The organism is Paraburkholderia sp. EG286A, from assembly GCF_040965375.1.
GTDB lineage: Bacteria > Pseudomonadota > Gammaproteobacteria > Burkholderiales > Burkholderiaceae > Paraburkholderia.
Genome location: NZ_JBFRCB010000005.1, coordinates 155,337 through 175,750 on the forward strand (window position 1 = coordinate 155,337; position 20,414 = coordinate 175,750).

Annotated in this window: 17 protein-coding genes; 7 read left to right on the forward strand and 10 right to left on the reverse strand. The window is 66.2% G+C overall.

Annotated features, from left to right (window positions below; genetic code table 11):
- From mdtN to AB4Y35_RS23935, 3 genes are read left to right on the forward strand one after another with little or no spacing between them, the layout of a single operon-like run.
- The gene (gene mdtN / locus AB4Y35_RS23925; RefSeq protein ID WP_368706256.1) at positions 1-1,053 is read left to right on the forward strand and encodes a multidrug transporter subunit MdtN; all 1,053 of its coding nucleotides are present in this window, start codon (positions 1-3) and stop codon (positions 1,051-1,053) included.
- Positions 1,034-3,070, forward strand: coding sequence for an FUSC family protein (locus tag AB4Y35_RS23930; RefSeq protein ID WP_368706257.1), 2,037 nt, complete (start codon positions 1,034-1,036; stop codon positions 3,068-3,070). Before mdtN ends, AB4Y35_RS23930 begins: the two co-directional genes overlap by 20 nt.
- Positions 3,057-4,649: a TolC family protein gene (locus tag AB4Y35_RS23935; protein ID WP_368706258.1), complete on the forward strand. Its 1,593-nt coding sequence runs from the start codon at positions 3,057-3,059 to the stop codon at positions 4,647-4,649. The genes AB4Y35_RS23930 and AB4Y35_RS23935 overlap by 14 nt, the downstream gene beginning before the upstream one ends.
- Before the next feature lie 18 nt (positions 4,650-4,667).
- Here AB4Y35_RS23935 and AB4Y35_RS23940 read toward each other — a convergent pair whose 3' ends face one another.
- Positions 4,668-5,021 carry a DUF4148 domain-containing protein gene (locus AB4Y35_RS23940; protein ID WP_368706259.1) on the reverse strand — a complete coding sequence of 118 codons (354 nt, stop codon included), beginning with the start codon at positions 5,019-5,021 and terminating at the stop codon, positions 4,668-4,670.
- Positions 5,022-5,365: 344 nt separating this feature from the next.
- Here AB4Y35_RS23940 and AB4Y35_RS23945 point away from each other — a divergent pair, with 344 nt between their 5' ends.
- Entirely contained in the window at positions 5,366-6,145 is a 780-nt protein-coding gene (locus AB4Y35_RS23945; protein WP_368706260.1) for an alpha/beta hydrolase, read from the forward strand.
- Between the two features lie 330 nt (positions 6,146-6,475).
- Here the strand turns inward: AB4Y35_RS23945 and AB4Y35_RS23950 are convergent, their stop codons facing one another.
- Positions 6,476-7,486, reverse strand: coding sequence for an IS110 family transposase (locus AB4Y35_RS23950; RefSeq protein WP_368706261.1), 1,011 nt, complete (start codon positions 7,484-7,486; stop codon positions 6,476-6,478).
- Positions 7,487-7,704: 218 nt separating this feature from the next.
- Between AB4Y35_RS23950 and AB4Y35_RS23955 the strand changes: the two genes are divergently transcribed.
- Together AB4Y35_RS23955 and AB4Y35_RS23960 are read left to right on the forward strand one after the other, a co-directional pair.
- Positions 7,705-8,145: a hypothetical protein gene (locus AB4Y35_RS23955; RefSeq protein WP_368706262.1), complete on the forward strand. Its 441-nt coding sequence runs from the start codon at positions 7,705-7,707 to the stop codon at positions 8,143-8,145.
- A 319-nt stretch (positions 8,146-8,464) separates the two neighbouring features.
- Positions 8,465-8,647, forward strand: a complete 183-nt coding sequence (locus tag AB4Y35_RS23960; RefSeq protein WP_368706263.1) for a hypothetical protein — start codon at positions 8,465-8,467, stop codon at positions 8,645-8,647.
- On the opposite strand, the gene AB4Y35_RS23965 is transcribed toward AB4Y35_RS23960, so the two are convergent.
- The 4 genes from AB4Y35_RS23965 to AB4Y35_RS23980 form a co-directional block, all read right to left on the reverse strand.
- Entirely contained in the window at positions 8,617-10,272 is a 1,656-nt protein-coding gene (locus AB4Y35_RS23965; RefSeq protein WP_368706264.1) for an ABC-F family ATP-binding cassette domain-containing protein, read from the reverse strand. The two genes, AB4Y35_RS23960 and AB4Y35_RS23965, sit on opposite strands and share 31 nt — an antisense overlap.
- 161 nt (positions 10,273-10,433) lie before the next feature.
- Positions 10,434-11,471: a porin gene (locus tag AB4Y35_RS23970; protein WP_368706265.1), complete on the reverse strand. Its 1,038-nt coding sequence runs from the start codon at positions 11,469-11,471 to the stop codon at positions 10,434-10,436.
- Positions 11,472-11,610: 139 nt separating this feature from the next.
- Positions 11,611-14,142, reverse strand: coding sequence for a glucose/quinate/shikimate family membrane-bound PQQ-dependent dehydrogenase (locus AB4Y35_RS23975; RefSeq protein ID WP_368706266.1), 2,532 nt, complete (start codon positions 14,140-14,142; stop codon positions 11,611-11,613).
- Between the two features lie 53 nt (positions 14,143-14,195).
- On the reverse strand, positions 14,196-15,299 hold the full coding sequence (locus AB4Y35_RS23980; protein WP_368706267.1) for a porin: 1,104 nt from the start codon (positions 15,297-15,299) through the stop codon (positions 14,196-14,198).
- Positions 15,300-15,590: 291 nt separating this feature from the next.
- Between AB4Y35_RS23980 and AB4Y35_RS23985 the strand changes: the two genes are divergently transcribed.
- The gene (locus AB4Y35_RS23985) at positions 15,591-16,133 is read left to right on the forward strand and encodes a cysteine hydrolase family protein (RefSeq protein WP_368706268.1); all 543 of its coding nucleotides are present in this window, start codon (positions 15,591-15,593) and stop codon (positions 16,131-16,133) included.
- Between the two features lie 11 nt (positions 16,134-16,144).
- Here the strand turns inward: AB4Y35_RS23985 and AB4Y35_RS23990 are convergent, their stop codons facing one another.
- From AB4Y35_RS23990 to AB4Y35_RS24005, 4 genes are all read right to left on the reverse strand, one after another.
- Positions 16,145-16,867: a trimeric intracellular cation channel family protein gene (locus tag AB4Y35_RS23990; RefSeq protein ID WP_342923334.1), complete on the reverse strand. Its 723-nt coding sequence runs from the start codon at positions 16,865-16,867 to the stop codon at positions 16,145-16,147.
- The gene (locus tag AB4Y35_RS23995; RefSeq protein ID WP_368706269.1) at positions 16,864-18,132 is read right to left on the reverse strand and encodes a M20 family metallopeptidase; all 1,269 of its coding nucleotides are present in this window, start codon (positions 18,130-18,132) and stop codon (positions 16,864-16,866) included. The genes AB4Y35_RS23990 and AB4Y35_RS23995 overlap by 4 nt, the downstream gene beginning before the upstream one ends.
- 56 nt (positions 18,133-18,188) lie before the next feature.
- Positions 18,189-18,617, reverse strand: a complete 429-nt coding sequence (locus AB4Y35_RS24000; RefSeq protein ID WP_368706270.1) for a MarR family winged helix-turn-helix transcriptional regulator — start codon at positions 18,615-18,617, stop codon at positions 18,189-18,191.
- A gap of 207 nt (positions 18,618-18,824) precedes the next feature.
- Complete coding sequence (locus tag AB4Y35_RS24005) at positions 18,825-19,985, reverse strand: porin (RefSeq protein WP_368706271.1); 1,161 nt, start codon at positions 19,983-19,985, stop codon at positions 18,825-18,827.
- Positions 19,986-20,414: the final 429 nt, after the last annotated feature.

A 20,414-nucleotide genomic window follows, 5' to 3' on the forward strand; every position in this document is an offset into this window, starting at 1 on the left:
ATGAAAATGGCCGGCCAGAATCCTCGACATGCATGGAAGGGCCGCGCGATCGCCATCGTGATCGTCCTGCTCGGCGCGGCGGCGCTCTGGTACGCGTACGAGCGGTCGTCGCGCTATCCGTCCACCGACGACGCGTCGATCGACGCGGACGTCGTCCACGTCGCGTCCCCCGTGGGCGGCCGCATCATACGCGTGCCCGTGGAGGAGAACCAGCATGTTGCCAAAGGCGACGTGCTGTTCGAAATCGATCCGGTGCCGTACCGGCTCGCGGTCGCGCAGGCGCAGGCCGAAGTCGAGCTGGCGCACGCCGCGCTCGCCACGCGCCGCCGCACGCTGATCGGCGAGACCTCGAACGCGACGATCGCGGCCGACCAGACCCGTCGTGCGACGCACAACTACGATCTAGCGACGCGCAGCGTCGACCGGCTGCGGCCGCTCGCGGCGCAAGGCTATGTGTCGGCGCAGCAGCTCGACCAGGCGGTCGTGGCGCAGCGCGACGCGAGCGTCTCGCTCGCGCAGGCGAAGGTGCAGCAGCACTCATCGGCGCAGACGGTCGGCGACGACACCGACGCCATCGCGGCCCTGCATGCCCGCGAGGCCGCGCTGGCCATCGCGCAGCGCGGCCTCGACGATACCGTCGTGCGCGCGCCGTTCGACGGCTACGTGACGGGCCTGACGATCCTCGCGGGCGAGACGGTCGCGCCGAACCAGTCCATCTTCACGCTGGTTCACTCGGGCGAATGGTTTGCCGTGGCGAACTTCCGCGAGACGGCGCTCGGCGCCATCGAGGTGGGCGACTGCGCCACCGTGTACTCGATGATCGACCGCAGACAGCCGATGAGCGGCAAGGTGATCGGCATCGGCGCCGGCATCATGGACACGGACCGCGTGAACCTGCCGCGCAGCCTGCCGTACGTGCAGCAGTCGGTGAACTGGGTGCGCGTGGCGCAACGCTTCCCGGTTCGCGTGCGCATCGACGCGCCGGTCAACAAACTGGTGCGCATCGGCGCCAGCGCGATCGTCGAGGTCCGGCATGGCCAGTCTTGCCGGTGACATCAGGCGGCCCGGTCCGCGGGAAATCGCCAGGCTGCTCGCGCCGTTTCCGGGCCGCGCCGCGATCGTCACACGCATCGCGCTGATCTGCGCGCTCACGGTGCTCGTGACGGTCGGCTACGGCACGCCCGATGCCGCGACGGCCGTCTATATCGTGTTCTTCCTGAACCGGCCCGACCGCATGACGAGCGTGGTCATGTCGTTCGCCTTGATGCTGCTGGTGACCGTGATCATCGGGATCGTGATGATCTTCGCGATCCTCACGATCGACCAGCCGCCGCTGCGCGTGGCGAGCATGGCGCTCCTGTCGTTCGGACTGCTATTCGCGACGTCGGCAAGCAAGCTTCGGCCGATCGGCGCGATCCTGGCGATGATCGTCGGCTTCGGGCTCGACGAACTCGGCCTCGCGCCGCTTGGCGAAGCGGCGACGCGTGGCCTGATGTACGCATGGCTGATGGTTGCGATTCCGATCGGCGTGGCGATCGTCGTGAATGTCGTGATCGCGCCGTCGCCGCGCCGGCTCGCCACCGCGCAGCTTGCGCGGCGCCTGAGGCTCGCTGCGCGCCGCCTCACGGGCACGGCGACCGATGAGGAGCGCGCCGCATTCGAAGCGAGCCTGCGCGAGGGCGACCATCAGATCGTCACGTGGCTCAAGCTCTCGACGCTCGAAGGCACGTTGGTGCCGGCCGACGGCGCGGCGCTGCGCCAGGCGGCGGCGTCCACGACGGCGATCCTGGTCGCGACGGATTTTGCGGCGAGCGAGCCCGGCGCGCGCCTGCCCGACGCATGCGCGGCGCAGCTTGCCGAAACGATGACGCAGATGGCCGCGATGCTCGAGGCGGGCGGCTATCCCGTGGATGTCACGCTCGAGGCGCCGGACCTGCCCGAGGGGGCCGCGCTACCGGCGCTCGTGCTCGCCGACCTGCGCGCGGCGCTGGAGGGCTTCGCGGTGCCGCATGCGGAGCCCGCCGCCGCGCCGGTTCCGGCGCCCGAAAAAGCCGCCGAGCCTGCCGAACGCAGCGGCTTTTTCGACGCCGATGCTTTCTCGAATCCCGATCACGTCCGTTACGCGCTGAAGACCACGGCGGCGGCGATGTTCTGCTACGTGCTGTATCAGCAGCTCGACTGGCAGGGGATTCATACGTGCTTCATCACCTGCTATATGGTGTCGCTCAGCACCACGGCCGAAACCGTCGAGAAGCTGACCCTGCGCATTGCGGGCTGTCTCATCGGCGCGTTGTTCGGCACGGCGGCGATCGTGTTCGTCACGCCTCGTTTGACCTCGGTGGGCGAACTGATGGCGCTGGTGTTCGCGGGTGGCTGGCTGGCCGCGTGGGTGGCGATGGGGTCCGCACGGATCGCCTACGCGGGCATGCAGATCGCGTTCGCCTTCTTCCTGTGCGTGATCCAGGGCGCGGCGCCCGCGTTCGACCTCACGCTCGCGCGCGACCGCGTGATCGGCATCCTGATCGGCAACGTCGTGATCTATCTGGTCTTCACGCGCGTCTGGCCCGTGAGCATCGCGAGCCGGATCGACGCGACGTTCAAGGCGCTGGTTGCGCAGTGGAGCCGCATCGCGCACGCGGCGGACGCCCGCACGCGCAGCGCGCTCGCGGCAGGCGCGCTCGCCCAGTACGGCGGACTGCGCCAGGACATCGGCCTGATTCACTACGAGCCTTCGTGGGTGCGTCCCGAGCCGGAGTGGGTAGCGAGCCGGCGGCGCGCGCTCGCGGAGCTCGAGGCGCTGGAGGCGCCGCTGGTCCTGGCGGCAGGGCGCGCGGGCGCGGTGCGGCTGGGGGAAATCGCCCAGCGCCTCGCTGCCGGCGACGACGCGCACGTGCAAGCCGCGCAGCATGCCGCCGCCACGCAGACGCGAGACGCCGAGGCCGCGGAGGACCGCACGGCCGACCCCGCACTCGATGCGCTCCAGAACGTCATCGCAAAGCGGTTCGGACAGATCGCCGAAATCACGCGCCCGGCTTCGGCCAGGGAGACGACGACCGATGCGCGCTCCTGAACCAACGCCCCGGCTCATCGTCCTGGCCGCCGCGCTGGCTGCCGCGTTGGCCATGGCGGGCCTCGAAGGGTGTGCGACATCGTCGATCGATCTCGCGCCTGCCGCGCCGGACCGACCCTGGCCGCCGCAGACGGACGCCGGCGGCAACATCGTGCCCGGGCCGCCGCGCAGTGCCAGCGAGGCGACGCAGGCGGGCTACACGTTGCCGCGCAGCGCCGCGCTCGCTTCGATCGAACCCGCGGCGGCGCTCGATGCGAACCACGCGTACACGCTGCCCGAGCTGATCGATCTCGCGGAGTCGACGAACCCGCTCACGCGCATCGCCTGGAACGACGCGCGCAATGCGGCGCTCGCAGCGGGCATCGCGAAGACCGCCTACTTGCCGCAGCTCACCGCCACCGCCATGGGCGGATACGAGGCGGCGAGCGGCGCGGCGTCGACGCCGTTGCTCGGCACCACATCGACCAACTCGAACATTCACGGCACGGTTTCGGTGCTCTCGCTGCAATGGCTGCTATTCGATTTCGGCGGCCGCCGCGCGCACCTCGACGCGGCCAAGCAGCTTTCCGTGGCGGCGAACGTCGCCTTCACGTCGGTTCACCAGCACGTGATCCACGACGTGAGCATCGCGTACTACACGTACGAAGCCGCGAACGCGCGGGAGCATACCGCGCAGCAGGCGCTCGACAACGCGGACGGCATTCTCAGCGCCGCGCGCGCACGGCGAAAGCAGGGCGTGGGCACCGTGGTCGAGGTCGCGCAGGCCACGCAGAACCGCGCCCAGGCCAATCTCCTGAAGGTGCAGGCGGACGGCGCGCTGAGCGACAGCTATCTGAGCCTCGTCTCTGCGCTCGGCATCTCGCCCTTGTCGAAACCGCTGATCGCCCCGTTGCCGGCGCGTACGCTCACGCCGGCGCTGCACCAGAGCGTCGATGCAATCGTGACCGACGCGATTGCGCGGCGGCCGGACGTGCAGGGCGCCTATGCGCTGGAACAGGCCAACCAGGCGAAGATCCGCGCGGCCGAATCCGCCTTCATGCCGAAGATATTCCTCTCCGCCGCGGCCGCGTACGGCACCGGCACGACGTCGATCACGGCGATTCCCCCGGTCGGCGATCAGGCGGCAACGGTGAACCTGAACGGCAGCCGCCGCAGCGGCAGCATATTTCTTGGCGTGACGATTCCGCTGTACGACGGCGGCTTGCGTTCCGCCGTATTGATGCAGGCGCGCAACGATGCGGACAGTGCGTCCGCGCAATTGACCCATACGAGGCAAGAAGCCGTCCGGCAGGTCGTTGCCGCGCAGAACGGGCTTTCCACGAGCCTCGCCTCGAACGACGCCGCGAAGGCGCTGGTCGAGGCTGCGCAGACGACCTATGATGCGGCGTTCGCCGCGTACCGGCACGGCGTCGGCACCATCACCGATGCGCTCCTCACGCAGAATCAGCTGCTCGCCGCGCAGAACGCCTATGCCGACAGCTACAGCGCCGCGCTTTCTGCCGCGGCGACGCTCGCCCTGGCAACGGGCGAGATCGGCTCGCCGTCCATGGAAGGCGAGCCGTCTCAACAGGATCACTAAATATAGTTCGCCGGCGATTCAGCTGCCAAAATACGTCATGCAATAGCTGGCCGGGCCGACACAGGTGGACGGTGCGGGCGTATGCGTACGCGAACCCGCGGCCGAGCTGCCCGCCATCGATACGCCACCCATGTCGTGTTGCGCCGAATCCTGCGTGTATTGTGCTGCTGCGACCTTGGCCTCGGCGGCCTGAATGTCAGCCGGATAGTCGATGTCGTCGCCGCGCCCCGGGCTGTATCCGGCTTGCTCGACACGCACGAGATCCGCACGCACTTCGGCGCGGGTCAGCGGTTGAGTGGACTGCGCGAAGCTATATGCCGGGACGGCGACCGCAGAAGCCGCGACGAGAATGCTGAGAAGAAGCCTGGACATGATCAATACTCCTGGATATCCGCAGAGCGGATGAGTCGGGAAGGAAAGCCGCAGCATCGACTGTGCATGGACGCGAAGACAGGCTTAGGAACGAGCGACTTGAAACATGGCTAAGCGAGGCAAGGCGTTACTGCGTGGTTGCAGTGTAGGTAGGCGCTTCGGTCGCCAAGGTTACCCAGTCATTACAAGAAAATAACGAATCTTCCGTCCCTTTGATTCGATGCCCCGGCGCCGGCCCGTCATTTTTTCGTAATGACCGGGTAACCCTCCCGTTCGAGGCGGCTTTCTAGACTGGCCGTGTTGTCAATCGATTCGTTCACATCGCGTCATTCCGAGGAGCTGCCATGTCTTTCCCTTCTTTCCGATCTGCCGTTGCGCATGCAGCAGCGGCGCTTTGCCTGGTTGCCGGCGCCGCTACGACAGCGCAGGCCGCGCCCGTCAAGAACGTCGTCCTCGTGCATGGCGCGTTTGTGGGCGGCGCCGGATGGCGTCCGGTCTACGACATTCTCACGAAGGACGGCTATAACGTGACGCTCGTGCAGGAACCGCTGACGTCATTCAAGGACGACGTGACGGCGACGAAGCGCGTCATCGATAGTCTGGACGGCCCGTGCGTGCTCGTCGGCCATAGCTACGGCGGCGCGATCATCACGGAGGCGGGCAACGACGCACACGTGAAGTCGCTCGTCTACATCGCCGCGCATGCGCTCGATGTCGGCGAGACCGAAGTCTCGAATGGCAAGCGTTATCCGAATGCGACGCCCCATGAGGACATCGTGAAGACAGCCGACGACTATCTGTACCTGAATCCCGCCGATTATCCGCGCGATTTCGCCGCCGACCTTCCGATCGCGCAGGCCGAATTCGAGGCCCATGAACAAATGCCGACCGCGGCCGGCGTTTTCGCGTCGGAGATCCCGGATCCGGCGTGGAAGATCAAGCCGACGTTTTATCTGGTCGCGAAGGCGGACAAGATCATCAACCCGGACCTCGAGCGCATGTACGCGAAGCGCGCTCACGCGCGGACGGTGGAAATCGATGGCGCGAGCCATTCGGTTTATGAGTCGCATCCGAAGGAAGTGGCTGCGCTGATCGAGCAAGCGGCTCAGCAACAGGGGCAGTGAGTCGGCGTGCGCCGGTCGGGTTTGGGGCTGGCGCGTGGCGGTTGGAAACACGACATCTGTAAATAGCCAAACCCGACATTTCTTATATGGTCGCCTCCCATTTGCAAGGTGATTGTGCGTGGCGAGGAGGGTGGTTGCGGACTTATATCCGGACTCGATCGCGGGCATGCCCGCCGGCCCCGATGGATTTCGCCGCAAAGGTCCTAATCTAAAAGGCGGACTCGAGGTCCGAGAAATGTCTCAGGCTTGCCTTTACGCGGTCCAACCCGTCTTGCCATCACTCAGTACACCTGTGCAACCGTGAATGGAGTTACTGCCTTTGAAGCGTGATCACTGCGCGAGAGCTGCTTCATACGTTCGGCCGTACGCAAGCAGCGCCCAGATTGTGCGCGCCATCTTGTTTGCGAGTGCGACAGCAACGACGTTCGTTGGACGCCTGGACAGCATTTGGCGCAATCGCTCCGGCAAGTGCCTTGCGCTCACGATGACCGATCGCGCACCATGGATCAGTAGCGTTCGCAGATACACATCGCCGCGTTTACTGATGCTGCCGAGCTTTACCTTGCCGCCGGAGCTGTTCTGTCGCGGCACGAGCCCCAGATAGGCGGCAAATTCCCGTCCGGAGCGAAACGTCTGTGCCTGTCCGATGACCGATACCGCAGCGGTCGCCGTGAGCACACCCACACCTGGAATCTCCGAGATGCGGCGGCATGCATCATCGTTGCGGCGCCAGTCGAGAATGCGCTGTTCGATCCGCGCGATCTGTTCGTCGAGTGCGCGAAGCCGCGAGAACTGGTCCTGCAGGCTGTCTGTGAGCATGGCTGGCAACTGGTCGGCCAATGACGCCAGCGCGACTTTCGCGGCCTCGATCGATGCCCGGCGACCTTGCGGCAGCACGACACCGAATTCGTAGAGCAGCCCTCGAAGCTGGTTGACCTGCATGACGCGGATCCGGACCAGTTGCTGGCGTATGCGGTGCATTGCCAGCATGGCCTGCTGGTCTTCGGTCTTGACGGCCACGAACCGCATGCCCGGACGCTGGGCGGCTTCCCAGATCGCCGCAGCGTCGGCCGCGTCATTCTTGTTCGACTTCACGAACGGCCTCACGAACTGGGCTGCGATGAGCCGCACGTCGTGCCCAAGCCGCGCCAGGACCCGGGCCCAGTGATGGGCGCTGCCACAGGCCTCCATGACAACACGGCTCGCAGGCCGGTTGGCGAAAAACGGCACGAGCTGGGCGCGCTTGAGTACCTTGCTGTGAATCGCGCCGGTCTCAGGCTCGACGTAGTGAATCTGGAAAACGCGCGTGGCCAGGTCGATGGCAATGGTCGTGGGTTCCATCTGGTTCTCCTTGACGGCAGGACTGCCGAACCAGCAATGTCGCGTGCTCAGAACGCGAGACTGCGGCGCCGGACGGCTCGTTAAGGCGGGAGGCGACCATTCCATCTATTTGGGACCTACAATAAAAACTGCGATAATTTATGTTATGTAAAATCAAATAACCCCACCCAGGCACACCTCCTGCGCCGCCAACCCGTGCTGCCTCACAGGAGGAACCCATGACGTCCGCCCCCACATCCGGGCAACCCACCGGCGCCGGCTCGCACCCTGAGCCGACGCGCGCACAGCGCGTCGCCGCCTGGCTCGGTCTGTGCGCGGTGCCGCTCATCTGGCTGCTGCATCTGGCGCTCGGCGTCACGCTCGTTTCGACGGCCTGCGCCGACGCTGTCACGCAGGATCCGATGCCAGGCTGGCACGGCACGCAGTGGATCCTCGGCATCGCCTCGGTCTGCGCGCTCGTGCTTGCGCTCGCCATTACCTACGCCGCCGGCCGCGCCTGGCGCAAGATTGCCTACGTCGCGCACGAAAAGCACGACGCCAGGCGCTTCATCGCATGGTGCGGCGCGACCGCTTCCGTGGCCTTCACCTTCGGTCTCGCTTTTTCGATCTGCATACTGATCGCGGTACCGATCGAGCGCCTCTGTACGGCCTTCGAGTAGGCATCGCGTTCTCCAGCCTCGCACAAGGCGGTCTCTATCTGGACCTGTTCCCGTTCGCCTCGAACGCTTTTCGCGTAACGGGCGGCGCGCTTTTCAACAGCGACACGCTCACGGCCACCGCCACCCCGATGCGGACGGCAACTACAAGATCGGCAACGCCTACGTGCCGGCAGTGGGCGGCGCCCCCACCGCGAAGGCCACGCTTCCTCACGTGATGCCCTACCTCGGCATCGGCTACGGGCACAAGTAGGTCAAGCGCGGTTTCGGCTTTGCAGCCGACCTTCGCGTCGCCTACGGGCGCCCGCACCTCACGTATAGCGTGCCGGAGATCTATCAGCTTTTCGTCGGACCGGATGACATTCAGGACGAGGAGCAAAAGCTCACCGAGAAGGTCGAACGCTATCGCTGGTATCCCGTCGCGCAGGTGGCGATGACGTATCGCTTCCAGGCGCGCCTCCGCAAATCGATTCGTTATCCGATGGATTGGATGACGGGATCGTAGCGCCATCCCTCGCGACTCCATTGCATCGTATGCGTCGGCGCGAGCGCGGCGATGAAGTCGGCGTCGTGCGAGGCCACGATCAGCGCGCCCGGGAAGTCGGCCAGTGCCCCTTCGATCGCGCGCACGGACTCCACGTCCAGGTGGTTGGTCGGCTCGTCGAGCAGCAGCAACTGCGCCGGCGCGCCGCGCCAGAGCGCGCAGGCGAGCGCGGCCTTCAACCGCTCCCCGCCGCTCAGGTGGCGCGACGGTTGCGTCACGCGCGCGGCATCGAGTTGCAACAGCGCGAGCCGGCTGCGCAATTCCCCTTCTGCAAGCGGGGTGTCGAGCAACCCGAGCTGTTCGACGATCGAGCGGTCGGGATCGAGCTGCGCGAGTTTCTGGTCGAGGTACGCGCTGCGGACATGCGTCACGCTGTGCCCCGCTTTGGGCGCGAGCTGTCCCGCGAGGAGTCGCAGCAGCGTCGACTTCCCGCATCCGTTCGGCCCCGTCAGCGCCACGCGCACCGGGCCGCTGCACGACCAGTCGAGCGTGGCGGCAGGATCGTCGTGTGCAAACCACGGCAGCCTCGCCGCTTCGAGCGTGAAGACCTGGCGGCGCGCGCTAACCTCCGCGCCCGGCAGCGCCACCAGCACGGGCGCATCGGGTTCGACGCGCGCGGCGGCCTCGCTAACGCGCTCATCGAGCGCCGCCTTGTGCTCGCGTTGCTCGGCCCTCACCTGCCCCATCACATTGCGCGCACCGCCCTTGATCCCCTCTTTCGCCATCGAAGACAGATTGGCCGTCTTTGCGTCACGCAATGCTCCGGCGGCATGTCGCTGGATCGTGTCGTGTTCGCGCTGAAGCCTGCGCGCGGCGCGCTCGCGTTCGGTACGCGCATGGCTGAGCGCGTTTTTTGCCGCTTCGTGTTCCGCATCGCGCTGGCCGCGGTAGCTGGCATAGTTGCCGCCATAGCTTCGCAGTCCCCTGGGCGTGACCTCGACGATGCGCTGCATGTGCGCAAGCAGCGCACGGTCATGGCTCACGACGACGAGGCCGCCGCGCCATCCCGCCAGCGCGCCGCGCAGCCACGCGCGGCCGGCGGCGTCGAGGTGATTGGTCGGCTCGTCGAGCACGAGCAAGCCGGCGTCCGCCAGCAGTGCGCCGATCAGCGTGACACGCGCAAGCTCGCCGCCGCTGAGCGTTTGCGCCAATGTGTCGGACTCCAGATGATCGAGCCCCGCCGCATCGAGCGCCGTGCGCAGGCGCGCGGCGAGATCCCAGCGCTCGCCGATTACGTCGAAATCGCCGATGTCGGCCGTGCCGATCGCTAGCCTGGTCAGGGCCGCGAGCGGCGCGTCGAGCCCCGCGACCTGGGCAACGGTCTGGCTGTCGTGTGATGCGTCGAGGGGCTGCTGGGCCGCGAACGCGACCTTGACGTGCCGGTCGATCGAGCCGGACGTCGGCGCGATTCGCCCCGCGATCAGTTGCGCGAGCAGGCTTTTGCCGACGCCGTTGCGGCCGACAATGCCCGTGGGCACGCGATCGAGAACGAGGTCGAGCGAGTCGAATAGCGTGACGCCGCTATCGAACCGGAATGAAATGTGATGGAGTGCGACAAGCGTCGCCGCTGGCGTGACTCGAGCCATAAGCTTCTCCCGAATGTATGAAACCACTCGCGCAGCGTGCATGACGCTGGCGCGAAAACATTTTTGGGGAAAGCTTAGTTGTCCACTTTGGCTGGAGTCCGGTGTGCAGGTATGGAAGGCGCATGATAACAACGAGCGATGCGTGGCACAAGCGGTACGCTTTAAAAGCGGTCGATCATGCCGAACTGCAAGCCGCGCACAGGCGCGCCCGGCCAGGACGGCGGCAGGCCGGTGACGTTCACGCCGCGCAGCGTGAAGGTCGCCTCATTGCGATTGCGCAGCCACCCTGCGCTCGCGTAGAGCAGCACGCGCTTCGAGAGGTCGTACTCGCACGCGGCGCTGAACTGGTCGGCGTCGTTGTCGGCGCCCGAGAGGTCGTGCACCCACGCGTAACCGAGCGACGCGCGAAACCGCGAGGTGATCGCATAGCGCGCCGAGACCGAGACGCCGTTGTTGTGATTGCGCGGCGTGCCGCCATCGCCGTTGAAGTACGCGAGAAATCCGGTCACGGGGCCGAGCACGTACGACATGCCGCCCAGATTGGCTCGCAGCGCGCCATCGCCATTTTGCTGTTGATGCGCATACGAAATGCGAAACGGCCCGCGCCGCCACTCCACGGTTTCGATGTTGCCGGCCAGCCCGTTGCTGCCCGCGGACGGATCGCGCAGCGAGGCCATCAGCGTGGTCGAGAAGCCGTAGATGTCGGGAGACAGATACGTGATCGCGTTGCTTTCGTAAGGCGTGATCTTCGACAGATTGTTGAGGCCCGAAGCGATGGTGCCCGCGCCGAACGCGTCGAGCTGCCCCTTGAACGGAATATAGATCGGCGAGTATTGCCGCCCCACCCGCACCGTGCCCCACTGCGTGCCGAGGCCTATCCACGCCTGGCGGTTGAAGATCGTGTTGGCGACGGCAAAGGTGCCGTCGTTGGAGCCGAAGCCGTTTTCCAGCTCGAACAATATCTTGATGCCGCCGCCGATCTCCTCCACGCCGCGCAGCCCGAAGCGCGAGCCGCGATACGCGCCCGAGTCCATGCGCGCGACCCAGCCCGCGCCCGGATTCGTCACCTCGATGCTCGTGTCGAGTGCCCCGTACAGCGTGACCGAGCTTTGCGCGTGTGCGCTTATCGTGTGCAACGTGGCGAAAGTTGCCGCAGACAGCACCGCCCAGGCGCGCGCCGCGCGCAATGTTCGATTCATGAGGGAAAAGCGGGTGAGGCGCACGAGCGGTGCGTCGCATGCTCCATGAAGGGCGGCAGGCGCCGTGCTTCGCGCCTGCCGCCGCGTGGGAAACCCGCAAGCCGCGGCCGCCCGGTGTTGCCGGGCGGCCGGGCGTTGCTTATTGCTTCGGCAGCGCGTAGGCAATCACGTAGTCGCCGAGCTTCGTGCCGAACGAGCCGTGCCCGCCTGCCGCGATCACGACGAACTGGCGGCCATTCACCGCGTACGTCATCGGCGTGGCCTGGCCGCCCGCGGGCAGACGCGCTTGCCAGAGCCGGTTGCCGTTGTTGACGTCGAAGGCGCGCAGGTAGTTGTCCGCCGTTGCGCCGATGAAGATCACGCCGCCCGCCGTCACCATCGGGCCGCCCAGCATCGGCATGCCCGTGCGGAAGGCCACCGGAATCGGCGAGCTGTCACGCGTCGTGCCGATGCGCTTTTTCCAGACGATCTGGTTGGTCTTGAGGTCGACGACGGAGATATAACCCCACGCCGGCTGCTTGCAGGGCAGCCCGATCGGCGACATGAACGGATTGAGCGTCACGCCGTAAGGCACGCCGTATTGCGGCTGGATGCCCGCTTCCGTACCGCTGCCCTTCGCGCCCGGCTGCGGCTCGAGCGGATTGCCGGGCCCGCGCGGAATGAGCCGCGAGACGAACGGCAGCGCGATGGGGTTGGCCACGGCGACCTGCCGGTCGGTGTCGATGGCGAGACCGCCCCACTCGAACATGCCGAGGTTGCCCGGGAAGACGAGCGAGCCTTGCAGCGAAGGCGGCGTGAACGTGCCTTCATAGCGCAGCTGGTGGAACATCACGCGGCAGATGAGCTGGTCGTACATCGTGGCGCCCCACATGTCGGCGTCGGTGAGATTCTTCGACGGCCGGAACGTGAGCGCCGAGAACGGCTGCGTGGCCGAGACGTGGTCGCCAGGCGCCGCGCCCTGCGGCACCGGCATTTCGGGCGCGGGCACGACGAGCTCACCCGTGCGGCGGTCGAGCACGAACAGGTTGCCCGTCTTCGCAGGCACGTAGACCACCGGCACGGTCTTGCCGTCCTTGTCGGTGATGTCGGCAAGCGTGGGCTGCGAGGGCTGATCCATGTCCCACAGGTCGTGGTGCACCGTCTGGTAGAACCAGGCGAGCTTGCCGGTCGACGCGTGCAGCGCGAGCAGGCCCGTCGCGTAACGCTCGAGGTCGGGCGTGCGGTCGCCGCCCCAGATGTCCGGCGTCTTCACGCCCATCGGCAGATAGACGATGTCGAGCTTCGCATCGTACGCGGCCGGCGCCCACGAGTTCGGCGAGTTCCACGTGTAGTGCTCGCCGGGGCCCGGAATCTTGTTCGGGTCCGCCGCGCCCGGATCGAACGCCCACAGCAGTTGACCCGTGCGCACGTCGAAGCCGCGAATCACGCCCGAGGGCTCGCGCGTCGAGAAGTTGTCTTCCACGGCGCCCGCCACGACGATCACCTTGTTCGTGACGACGGGCGGCGAGGTGGGCTCATACATGCCCGGTGTCGTCACCGGCATGGCGTGCTGCAGGTCGAGGTCGCCGTTGTTGCCGAAGCCCGCGCAGCGCTCGCCCGTCAGCGCATCGAGTGCGTAGAGGTGGCCGTCGTTCACGGGCAGCAGGATGCGGCGCATGCAGGTGCCGTTCGCGGCGACCGGCGTTGCTGCGGCCGCGGGTGCGCTCGCGGGCGCGGCGGCTTCCGTTGCCGACGCGGGATCACTGGCTGGCGTAGCCGCTTCGGTGCCCGAAGCCGCCGCGGCGTCCGATGCGGCCGCCGGCGTCGTCGCCGTCGCGCCCAGGTCCGCCGCCGCGGCGTTCACCGACGCCGCCGAAAGATCCACGAACGACACGCCCCGGCAGGTCACGTGCTGGAACGACGGATCGGCCTGCAGCTTCGGATCGAACTTCCATTTGAGCTCGCCGGTTTGCGCGTCGAGCGCGAACAGGATCTGGTGCGGCGAGCACAGGTAGAGCAGATCGCCGATCTTGATCGGCGTGACTTCGTTGGTGATTTCGACCGGATCGTTGGGGCCTTTCGTGTCGCCGGTGCGGAAGGTCCAGGCCACCTGGAGGTTATGCACGTTCTCGGGCGTGATCTGCTGCAGCGGCGAATAGCGCGTGCCTTGCTGGTCGCGTCCATAGGCGGGCCACTCGGACGGCTCGATGCCGTCGACGTTCGGCGCGGGCGTGGCCCGCACCGCCGCGAGCGAACCGTTGATCTGTTGCGGGTCGTTGAAGTGCGCATACACGAGCACGCCGCCCCACACGAGCAGACCGACCACGAGCGCAAGCACGCCGAACTGGCGCGGGCGCTCGAGGTGCCAGCTCATGAGCACGAGCAGCCAGATGCCGAACACCACCAGCACGCCCGAGCGCGGCACGAGCGCCCAGAAGTCCGGCCCCGACTCCCAGAGGCCCCAGATCGCGGTCCCGATCAGCACGATCGCATAGAGCACGAACGCCGAGGGGCTCGCGCGCCACAGCAGCCACGCGAAGACGAGCAGCAGCACGCCCGTCACGACGTAGTACGGCGAGCCGCCGAGCGACATCAGCCACGCGCCGCCGGCCAGCAGATACACCGCCGTGAGCAAGGTGAACAGCACGGAGATGACGCCGATGAAGCCCAGCGGTTTCGATAGTCTGGCCATGATCTCAACCTTCCTCGAAGAATGTCGTCTGCGATGGCGGAAAAAGCGTGGCGTCAGAACACGTGCATCATCCCGACGTAGGCGCCCGTCTGCGATTGGCCAGCCATGGGGCTGGTTGGCGTGCTCGAGTCGCGCGGCGTCGCGAACACCGAGAACGTGCCGTTCTTGCTGTTGTCCACATACGCGACCGTGCCATACAGGAAGGTGCGCGCACTGAGGTTGTACGTCGCGCCGAGCGCGTAGAGCATGGCGTGGCTCGCGGGGTCGTGCGAGGCGTCGCCGCCGCCCTCGCCTACATGAATATAGAAACCCGCGGCGGTCACCGCCCACTTCGGCGTGGCCTGGTACGTCGCGCCCAGCCAGTAGTGGTCGGCGGTATCGGAAATGCCGGGCGGCGAATCGGGTGCGGAGTAATGCGTATACGCGGCCTGGATCTTGAACTTCTGCACGCGCAGGTTGCCGCCCACGAAGTATTCGCGCGAGGCCGTGAAGATGTTGGAAAAGCGCCCGCTCGAATCGCGCAGTTCGTCGTAGATGCCGCGCAGGTCGAAGAGCGGCGAGTGATACGAGAGCATGATGCCGTCCGAGCGGCCGAACTCGCCTTCGGCGCCGGCGTTGAAATTGCCTGGCTGGTTGCCGAACGAATACTGGCCCTGCACGTCGAGACCGTTCCACACCGGGCTGTGATATTCGATGTTGTTGCTCGTTTGCTGCCAGTTGCGCCCGCGCACGAGCGAGGCCGACGACACCGCCTGCTGCACGAACGGGTCGAATGCCCACACGCCGTCGCTGTCGATGAAGAGATTACGGCCGGCTTGCAGTTGCCCCCATGTGTCGTTCTTCAAACCGACATACGCGCGGCGCGACCAGAGCCGACCGCCGCCCGTGGTGCCGTTCATGATCTGCACGGCCGTTTCGAGGTTGAAGATCGCGGCGCTGCCGCCGCCCAGGTCCTCAGTGCCCTTGAGGCCGAACATGCTGGTGCCCCAGTCGCCGCCTTCGGCGCTCCAGCGGCTCGAACTGCCGCCGTTGCCGTTCGCGATGTGATTGAGATATTCGATGCCGCCATCCACGCGGCCATACATCGTGACGCTCGATTGTGCGCTCGCGGCCGAACTGGCGGCGAGCAGGACCACTGCGCCCAGAGTCGTTTTCACGTTGGCTCCCTCGTGGAGTCTTCTTGCTTGGTCCGGTCCATGCCGGGGCGGATAACGTGGTTGAACGTGCAGACAAGCCGGCGTGGCCGGGCCCATGCCAGCCACATCGCGCACTAAAAAGCATAGCGCGTGGTGAGGAAAGCCGTATTCTGGCTGGACGGTGGACAGTTGCATGCGCGCGACGGCGCCGGTGGCGCTGAGCATATTGCGTGCCGCGCCGCACCATGCGCGGCGCATCGTGGGGGCGAACGCCACGCGCTAGAATCAGCCCTTTCCCACGGATGTTTCGCCATGACCACCGCGCTGCTCGTCATCGATTTCCAGAAGCAACTCGTCGACACCGAACCGCTACCCGGCGACATCGCCATGGTCAGCGCCAACATCAACGCGCTGATGCAGCGCGCAAGGCAGGCGGGCGCGCCCGTCGTGCTGATCCAGCACGAGGACGACACGGCGCTCGTACGCGGCTCCGACGCGTGGGCGCTGTCGGCCACGCTCGATACACAAGCGCGCGACCACCTCATCGGCAAGCGCACGCCCGATTCGTTTCTCGGTACCGGTCTGGGCGCCCTGCTCGCCGAACGTGCGGTGAAGCACGTGGTGATCTGCGGCTATGCGAGCGAATTCTGCGTGGACACGACGGTGCGGCGCGCCGCTGCGAACGGCCTCACGGTCACGCTCGCCGCCGACGCGCACACCACGCACGACAAGCCGCACGCGAACGCGGCGCTGATCCGCGCGCATCACAACGCGACGCTTTCGAACATCCGCAGCTTCGGCCCGAAGATCAGCGCGGTGCGTACCGGCGAAATCGCGTTCGAACCTGCGGCGTGAGGTGATTGACGTTAGCGCGCGTCGTGCCGCGAATCGGCCTTCGCGGCGTCGCCACGCTGCGCCGGTTGCGGCTGAGCCGAGCGCACAGCGTGAAAAACCGGCAAACGCCAGCCGAAGTAGAGCGCGGCCAGCCGCAGCGACACGCAGGAAATCACGGCCACCCAGGGCGTCCAGAACGTCGACCAGCCCGCATACGTGAGCCCCACCTGCACGGCGGCCCCAAGCAGCGCCGCCGACGCATAGATCTCGCGCTCGAGTATGGCGGGCACGCGCGAGAGCAGCACGTCGCGCATCACGCCGCCGCCCACCGCGCTCACGATGCCGAGGATGATGGCCGGCTCCGCACTCTGGCTGTACGCGAGCGCCTTCTGCGCGCCCGCCACGGCAAAGAGCCCAAGACCGATCGCATCGAACAAGAGCACGGGATGACGCAGCCGCCGCACCTGCGGATACGCGGCAATGGTCAGTCCCGTCGCCAGCAGCGTGACGGCGAGGTAGGCCCAGTTCGCGAGCCCCGCAGGCGGCACCGCGCCGATGCAGAGATCGCGGATGATGCCGCCGCCGCACGCCACCATGAAGCTCACGACGACGATGCCGAACAGATCCAGCCGCCGCTGCCGCGCGGCCACGGCGCCGGAGATCGCGAAGGCGAACGTGCCGATCAGGTCGAGTGCCGTATAGGCCGTGTGAGCGTTGAGATGCGCGCCCACGTGCGCCCCGAGTGCCACGCTCACGCCGCCTCGCTTTCGCGGCCGAGCCACGCGGCGGCCGCGCACAGCATCGCTTCGAGGCCGGTGCGCAAGGTGGGGTCGAGCACCGGCGCGAACTTCGGCGAGTGGTTGCTCGGGATTTCGTTGAGCTTCTTCGCGGCCCTGGCTTGTGCGTAGACCTCGGGGTCGGTGCTGCCCACGAACCAGAACGCGTACGGCACGCCCCATTCGCGGCCGAACACGCTGAAGTCCTCGCTGGCGGCGGCCGGCTGCGTTTCGTAGGCGCGCTTGCCGAACCATGCCTCGAAGGCCTTGCGCAGGCGCGCCGTGGTGGCGTCGTCGTTCACCGTGAGCGGGTAGCTCGACAGCGTCGTGAATTCCGGTTCGCGCGGCGCATTCGAGGCCGCGCATTCGGCGCAACAGATGCGGCGGATCGCGCCCAGCATGTACTCGCGCACGTCGTCGTCGAAGGTGCGCATGTTGAGCTTGAGCGTGGCGTCGTCAGGGATGATGTTTTCCTTCGTGCCCGCCTGCAGCGAGCCCACCGTGAGCACGGCGGCTTCGCGCGGCGAGATTTCGCGCGACACGATGGTCTGCAGGCGCAGCGTGGTGGAAGCCGCCATGATCACCGGGTCGATCGAGGTTTGCGGCTGCGAGCCGTGCGAACCGCGGCCGAACAGTTTCACCTTGAGGCTGTCGCCGGCCGAGAGGATCGTGCCGCTGCGATAGCCCACGGTGCCCGCCGGGCCCACCATCACGTGCTGGCCGAGGATCACGTCGGGCTTAGGAAAGCGCTCGATCATGCCGTCGTCCATCATGCTGCGCGCGCCGCGGCCCACTTCCTCGCCGGGCTGGAACACGGCAAGCAGCGTGCCGCTCCATGCGTCGCGATGCGACGCCATCAACTGCGCCACGCCAAGGAGCCATGTCACGTGCAGATCGTGCCCGCACGAGTGCGCCACGCCGACCTGCACGCCCTCCTCGTCTTTCGCGGTCACGGTGCTCGCATACGGCAGGCCCGTGGCTTCGGCCATGGGCAGCGCGTCCATGTCGGCGCGCAGCATCACGACCGGGCCCTCGCCGTTGCGCAGCACGGCCACGACGCCCGTCACGCCCACTTCGCGGGAGACTTCGTAACCGAGCTTTTCCATGCGCTCCGCCACGAGCGCCGCCGTGCGGAACTCCTGCATCGAGAGTTCGGGATGCTGGTGCAGATCCTTGTAGAGCGCTTCGAGCTCGGGCAGCAGCGCGCCAATGGCGGGCGCCACGGTTTCGACCAGATTCGGCATGGACGACTCCTTCATGCGTATTTCATTGTGCAATGTGCGGCGTGCGCGCCGCGATCTCAAACACCGTCGATCAGGCTCTGCGCAAGCTTGGCGAGCAACTGGTCGAGCGTCTTGCGCTCGTGATCGGTGAGGACGGCCGCGAGTTCGGCTTCCAGCTTCGAGCCGGCTTTTTCCGAGGCATTCGCCACTTTCGCGCCCTCGGGCGTGACACGCAGCACGACGCTGCGCCGGTCCTGCGCATGCGTGCCGCGGCCAATCAGGCCACGCGATTCGAGTTCGCCGAGCGTTTTGGAAAGCAGCGTTTTTTCGATGAGCGCGCGCTGCGAAACGGCCTTGGGCGTGATGCCCGGCTCGGCGCGGATGATGCGCAGCACGCGCATGGCGCGCACGTCGAGATCCCAGCGCGCGCGGTAGACCGCGTTGGCGCGATCCATCAGCAGCGCGCTCGTTTGATCGAGCCTGAAGGTGAGAAAATCGGAATACAAATGCGTGCTCCCATCCGTACGCTAGCTGGACGCCAGTATAGTCAAATAGTTGAAAATTTCAACTATCTGGATCGAGGAAGCACGCTTGAGCGGATGCAGGGATACAGATGTGACAACGCGGCGGGTCCCCGTTTTAGAGGAAGCCCGCCGCGCCGTGGGAAACGTCCGGCGGGGACAGATGCCCGCCGAAGTCATTGCCGAATCGACTTAGAACGCGTGACGCATGCCGACCGTCACGGCGACCTGCGTATCGGTCGACGAAGGCGAGAGCGTGTTGATCATGGCGTGCGAAAGCACGGAGCCTTGCGGTGCGCCATGCACGTTCTGGTACACGCCTTCGAGGTAGAAGTCGGTGCGCTTGCTGACGGCGTAGTCCGTCTGCAGCATTGCCGTGTTCCAGCCCGGGTTCGTGCCGTTGTAGGCGCCGTGCGTGTACGTGTACGCACCCGAAACGCTCCATGCCGGCGTGAGCGCGTATTTCACGTTCGCTTCGAAGTTGTCGAGGCGCAGCGAACCCGCGAGCGAGCCGGCGGAGTCGTCGTTCGAGCCCAGATAGGTGCCCGTGCCGAACGAGTAGACGCCTGCGGCGTTGTCGATCTGCGAATGGCTCCAGACCAGACCCACCGTGGCCGGGCCGTACGTGTAGTTGCCGCCGAGCGACCAGACGCGCTGACGTTCCGCCAGGAAGTTCGCGCTCGTGTCGCCGGAGGTGACCGCGCCGCTGCTGTTGCCCGCGTTGTTGAACTGCAGGTAGCCGGCCGCGAGGTTCAGCGGGCCCTGGGTATACGAAACGGCGAAGCCGTACGAGCGGTTGTTCGCGAAGTCGCCGGCCTTGTTGCTGAACGAGTACATCGTCTCGAACGTCACGCCGTACCAGGTCGGGCTCGCGTACTTGACGGAATTGTTGATGACCACCGAGTTCGCGGCGAGGTTGTCGTTCTCGAACGGGTGAGCCGCGAGGCTGCCGCCCCACGTGTTGAATTCCGCCGTGAGCGGGCCCACGAGGTCGTTCATCACGTCGAACTGGCGGCCGAACGTGAGCGTGCCGTACGGATCGCTTTGCAGGCCCACCCACGCCTGCGAACCGAAGCCGAGACCCGAGAACGCCTGCGCGCCGTTGTTGAGCAGGAAGCCTTGTTCGAGCTTGAAGATCGCATGCAGACCGCCGCCGAGGTCTTCCGAACCCTTGAGGCCGAACACTGTGTTCTGCGTGGAGCTGCTGTTCAGCTGCCAGTTGCTATGGCCGAACTGGTTGTTCGTGTAGACGAGACCGGTATCGATCAGGCCGTAAAGGGTCACGCTGCTTTGCGCGTGCGCCGAAATAGCAAAGGCGCTCAGCAGTGCCGCGGCGAGTAGCGATTTTTTCATGTTTTCAAGCTCCGGATTGGGCGGTGGGTCAATGCATCGAATTCAGGCGGCCGGCACCATCGACGTGCAATCTCATTTGCGTTCATTCCATTTCGGTGCAGATTCAAAAGCCAAAAGCTATCCGTCGATGATTATTGCGGGTTACGCAATTCATCGATGTTGAAAATGCAATGGCAGAATGGAAATCGGGCGGTGAGTGCGGCGCGAATCGAACACCCGCATCATAGGGCGTCGAAAATAAAAATGGTGTCGAAATTCGAGCGACGTGGCGTCGATGGCACAACCGCGCCTGGCAAGGCTCGACGCGCATCGAGGAATGTGCGGGGCGTGAATATCGCCGGTCAAATTACATAAAGCTTTCGGGTTGTCGCTTTAAAGCCGGCGAGAAAGGCCGATTATCCTCATCGAAACTCGCTGTGCTAATCGGCC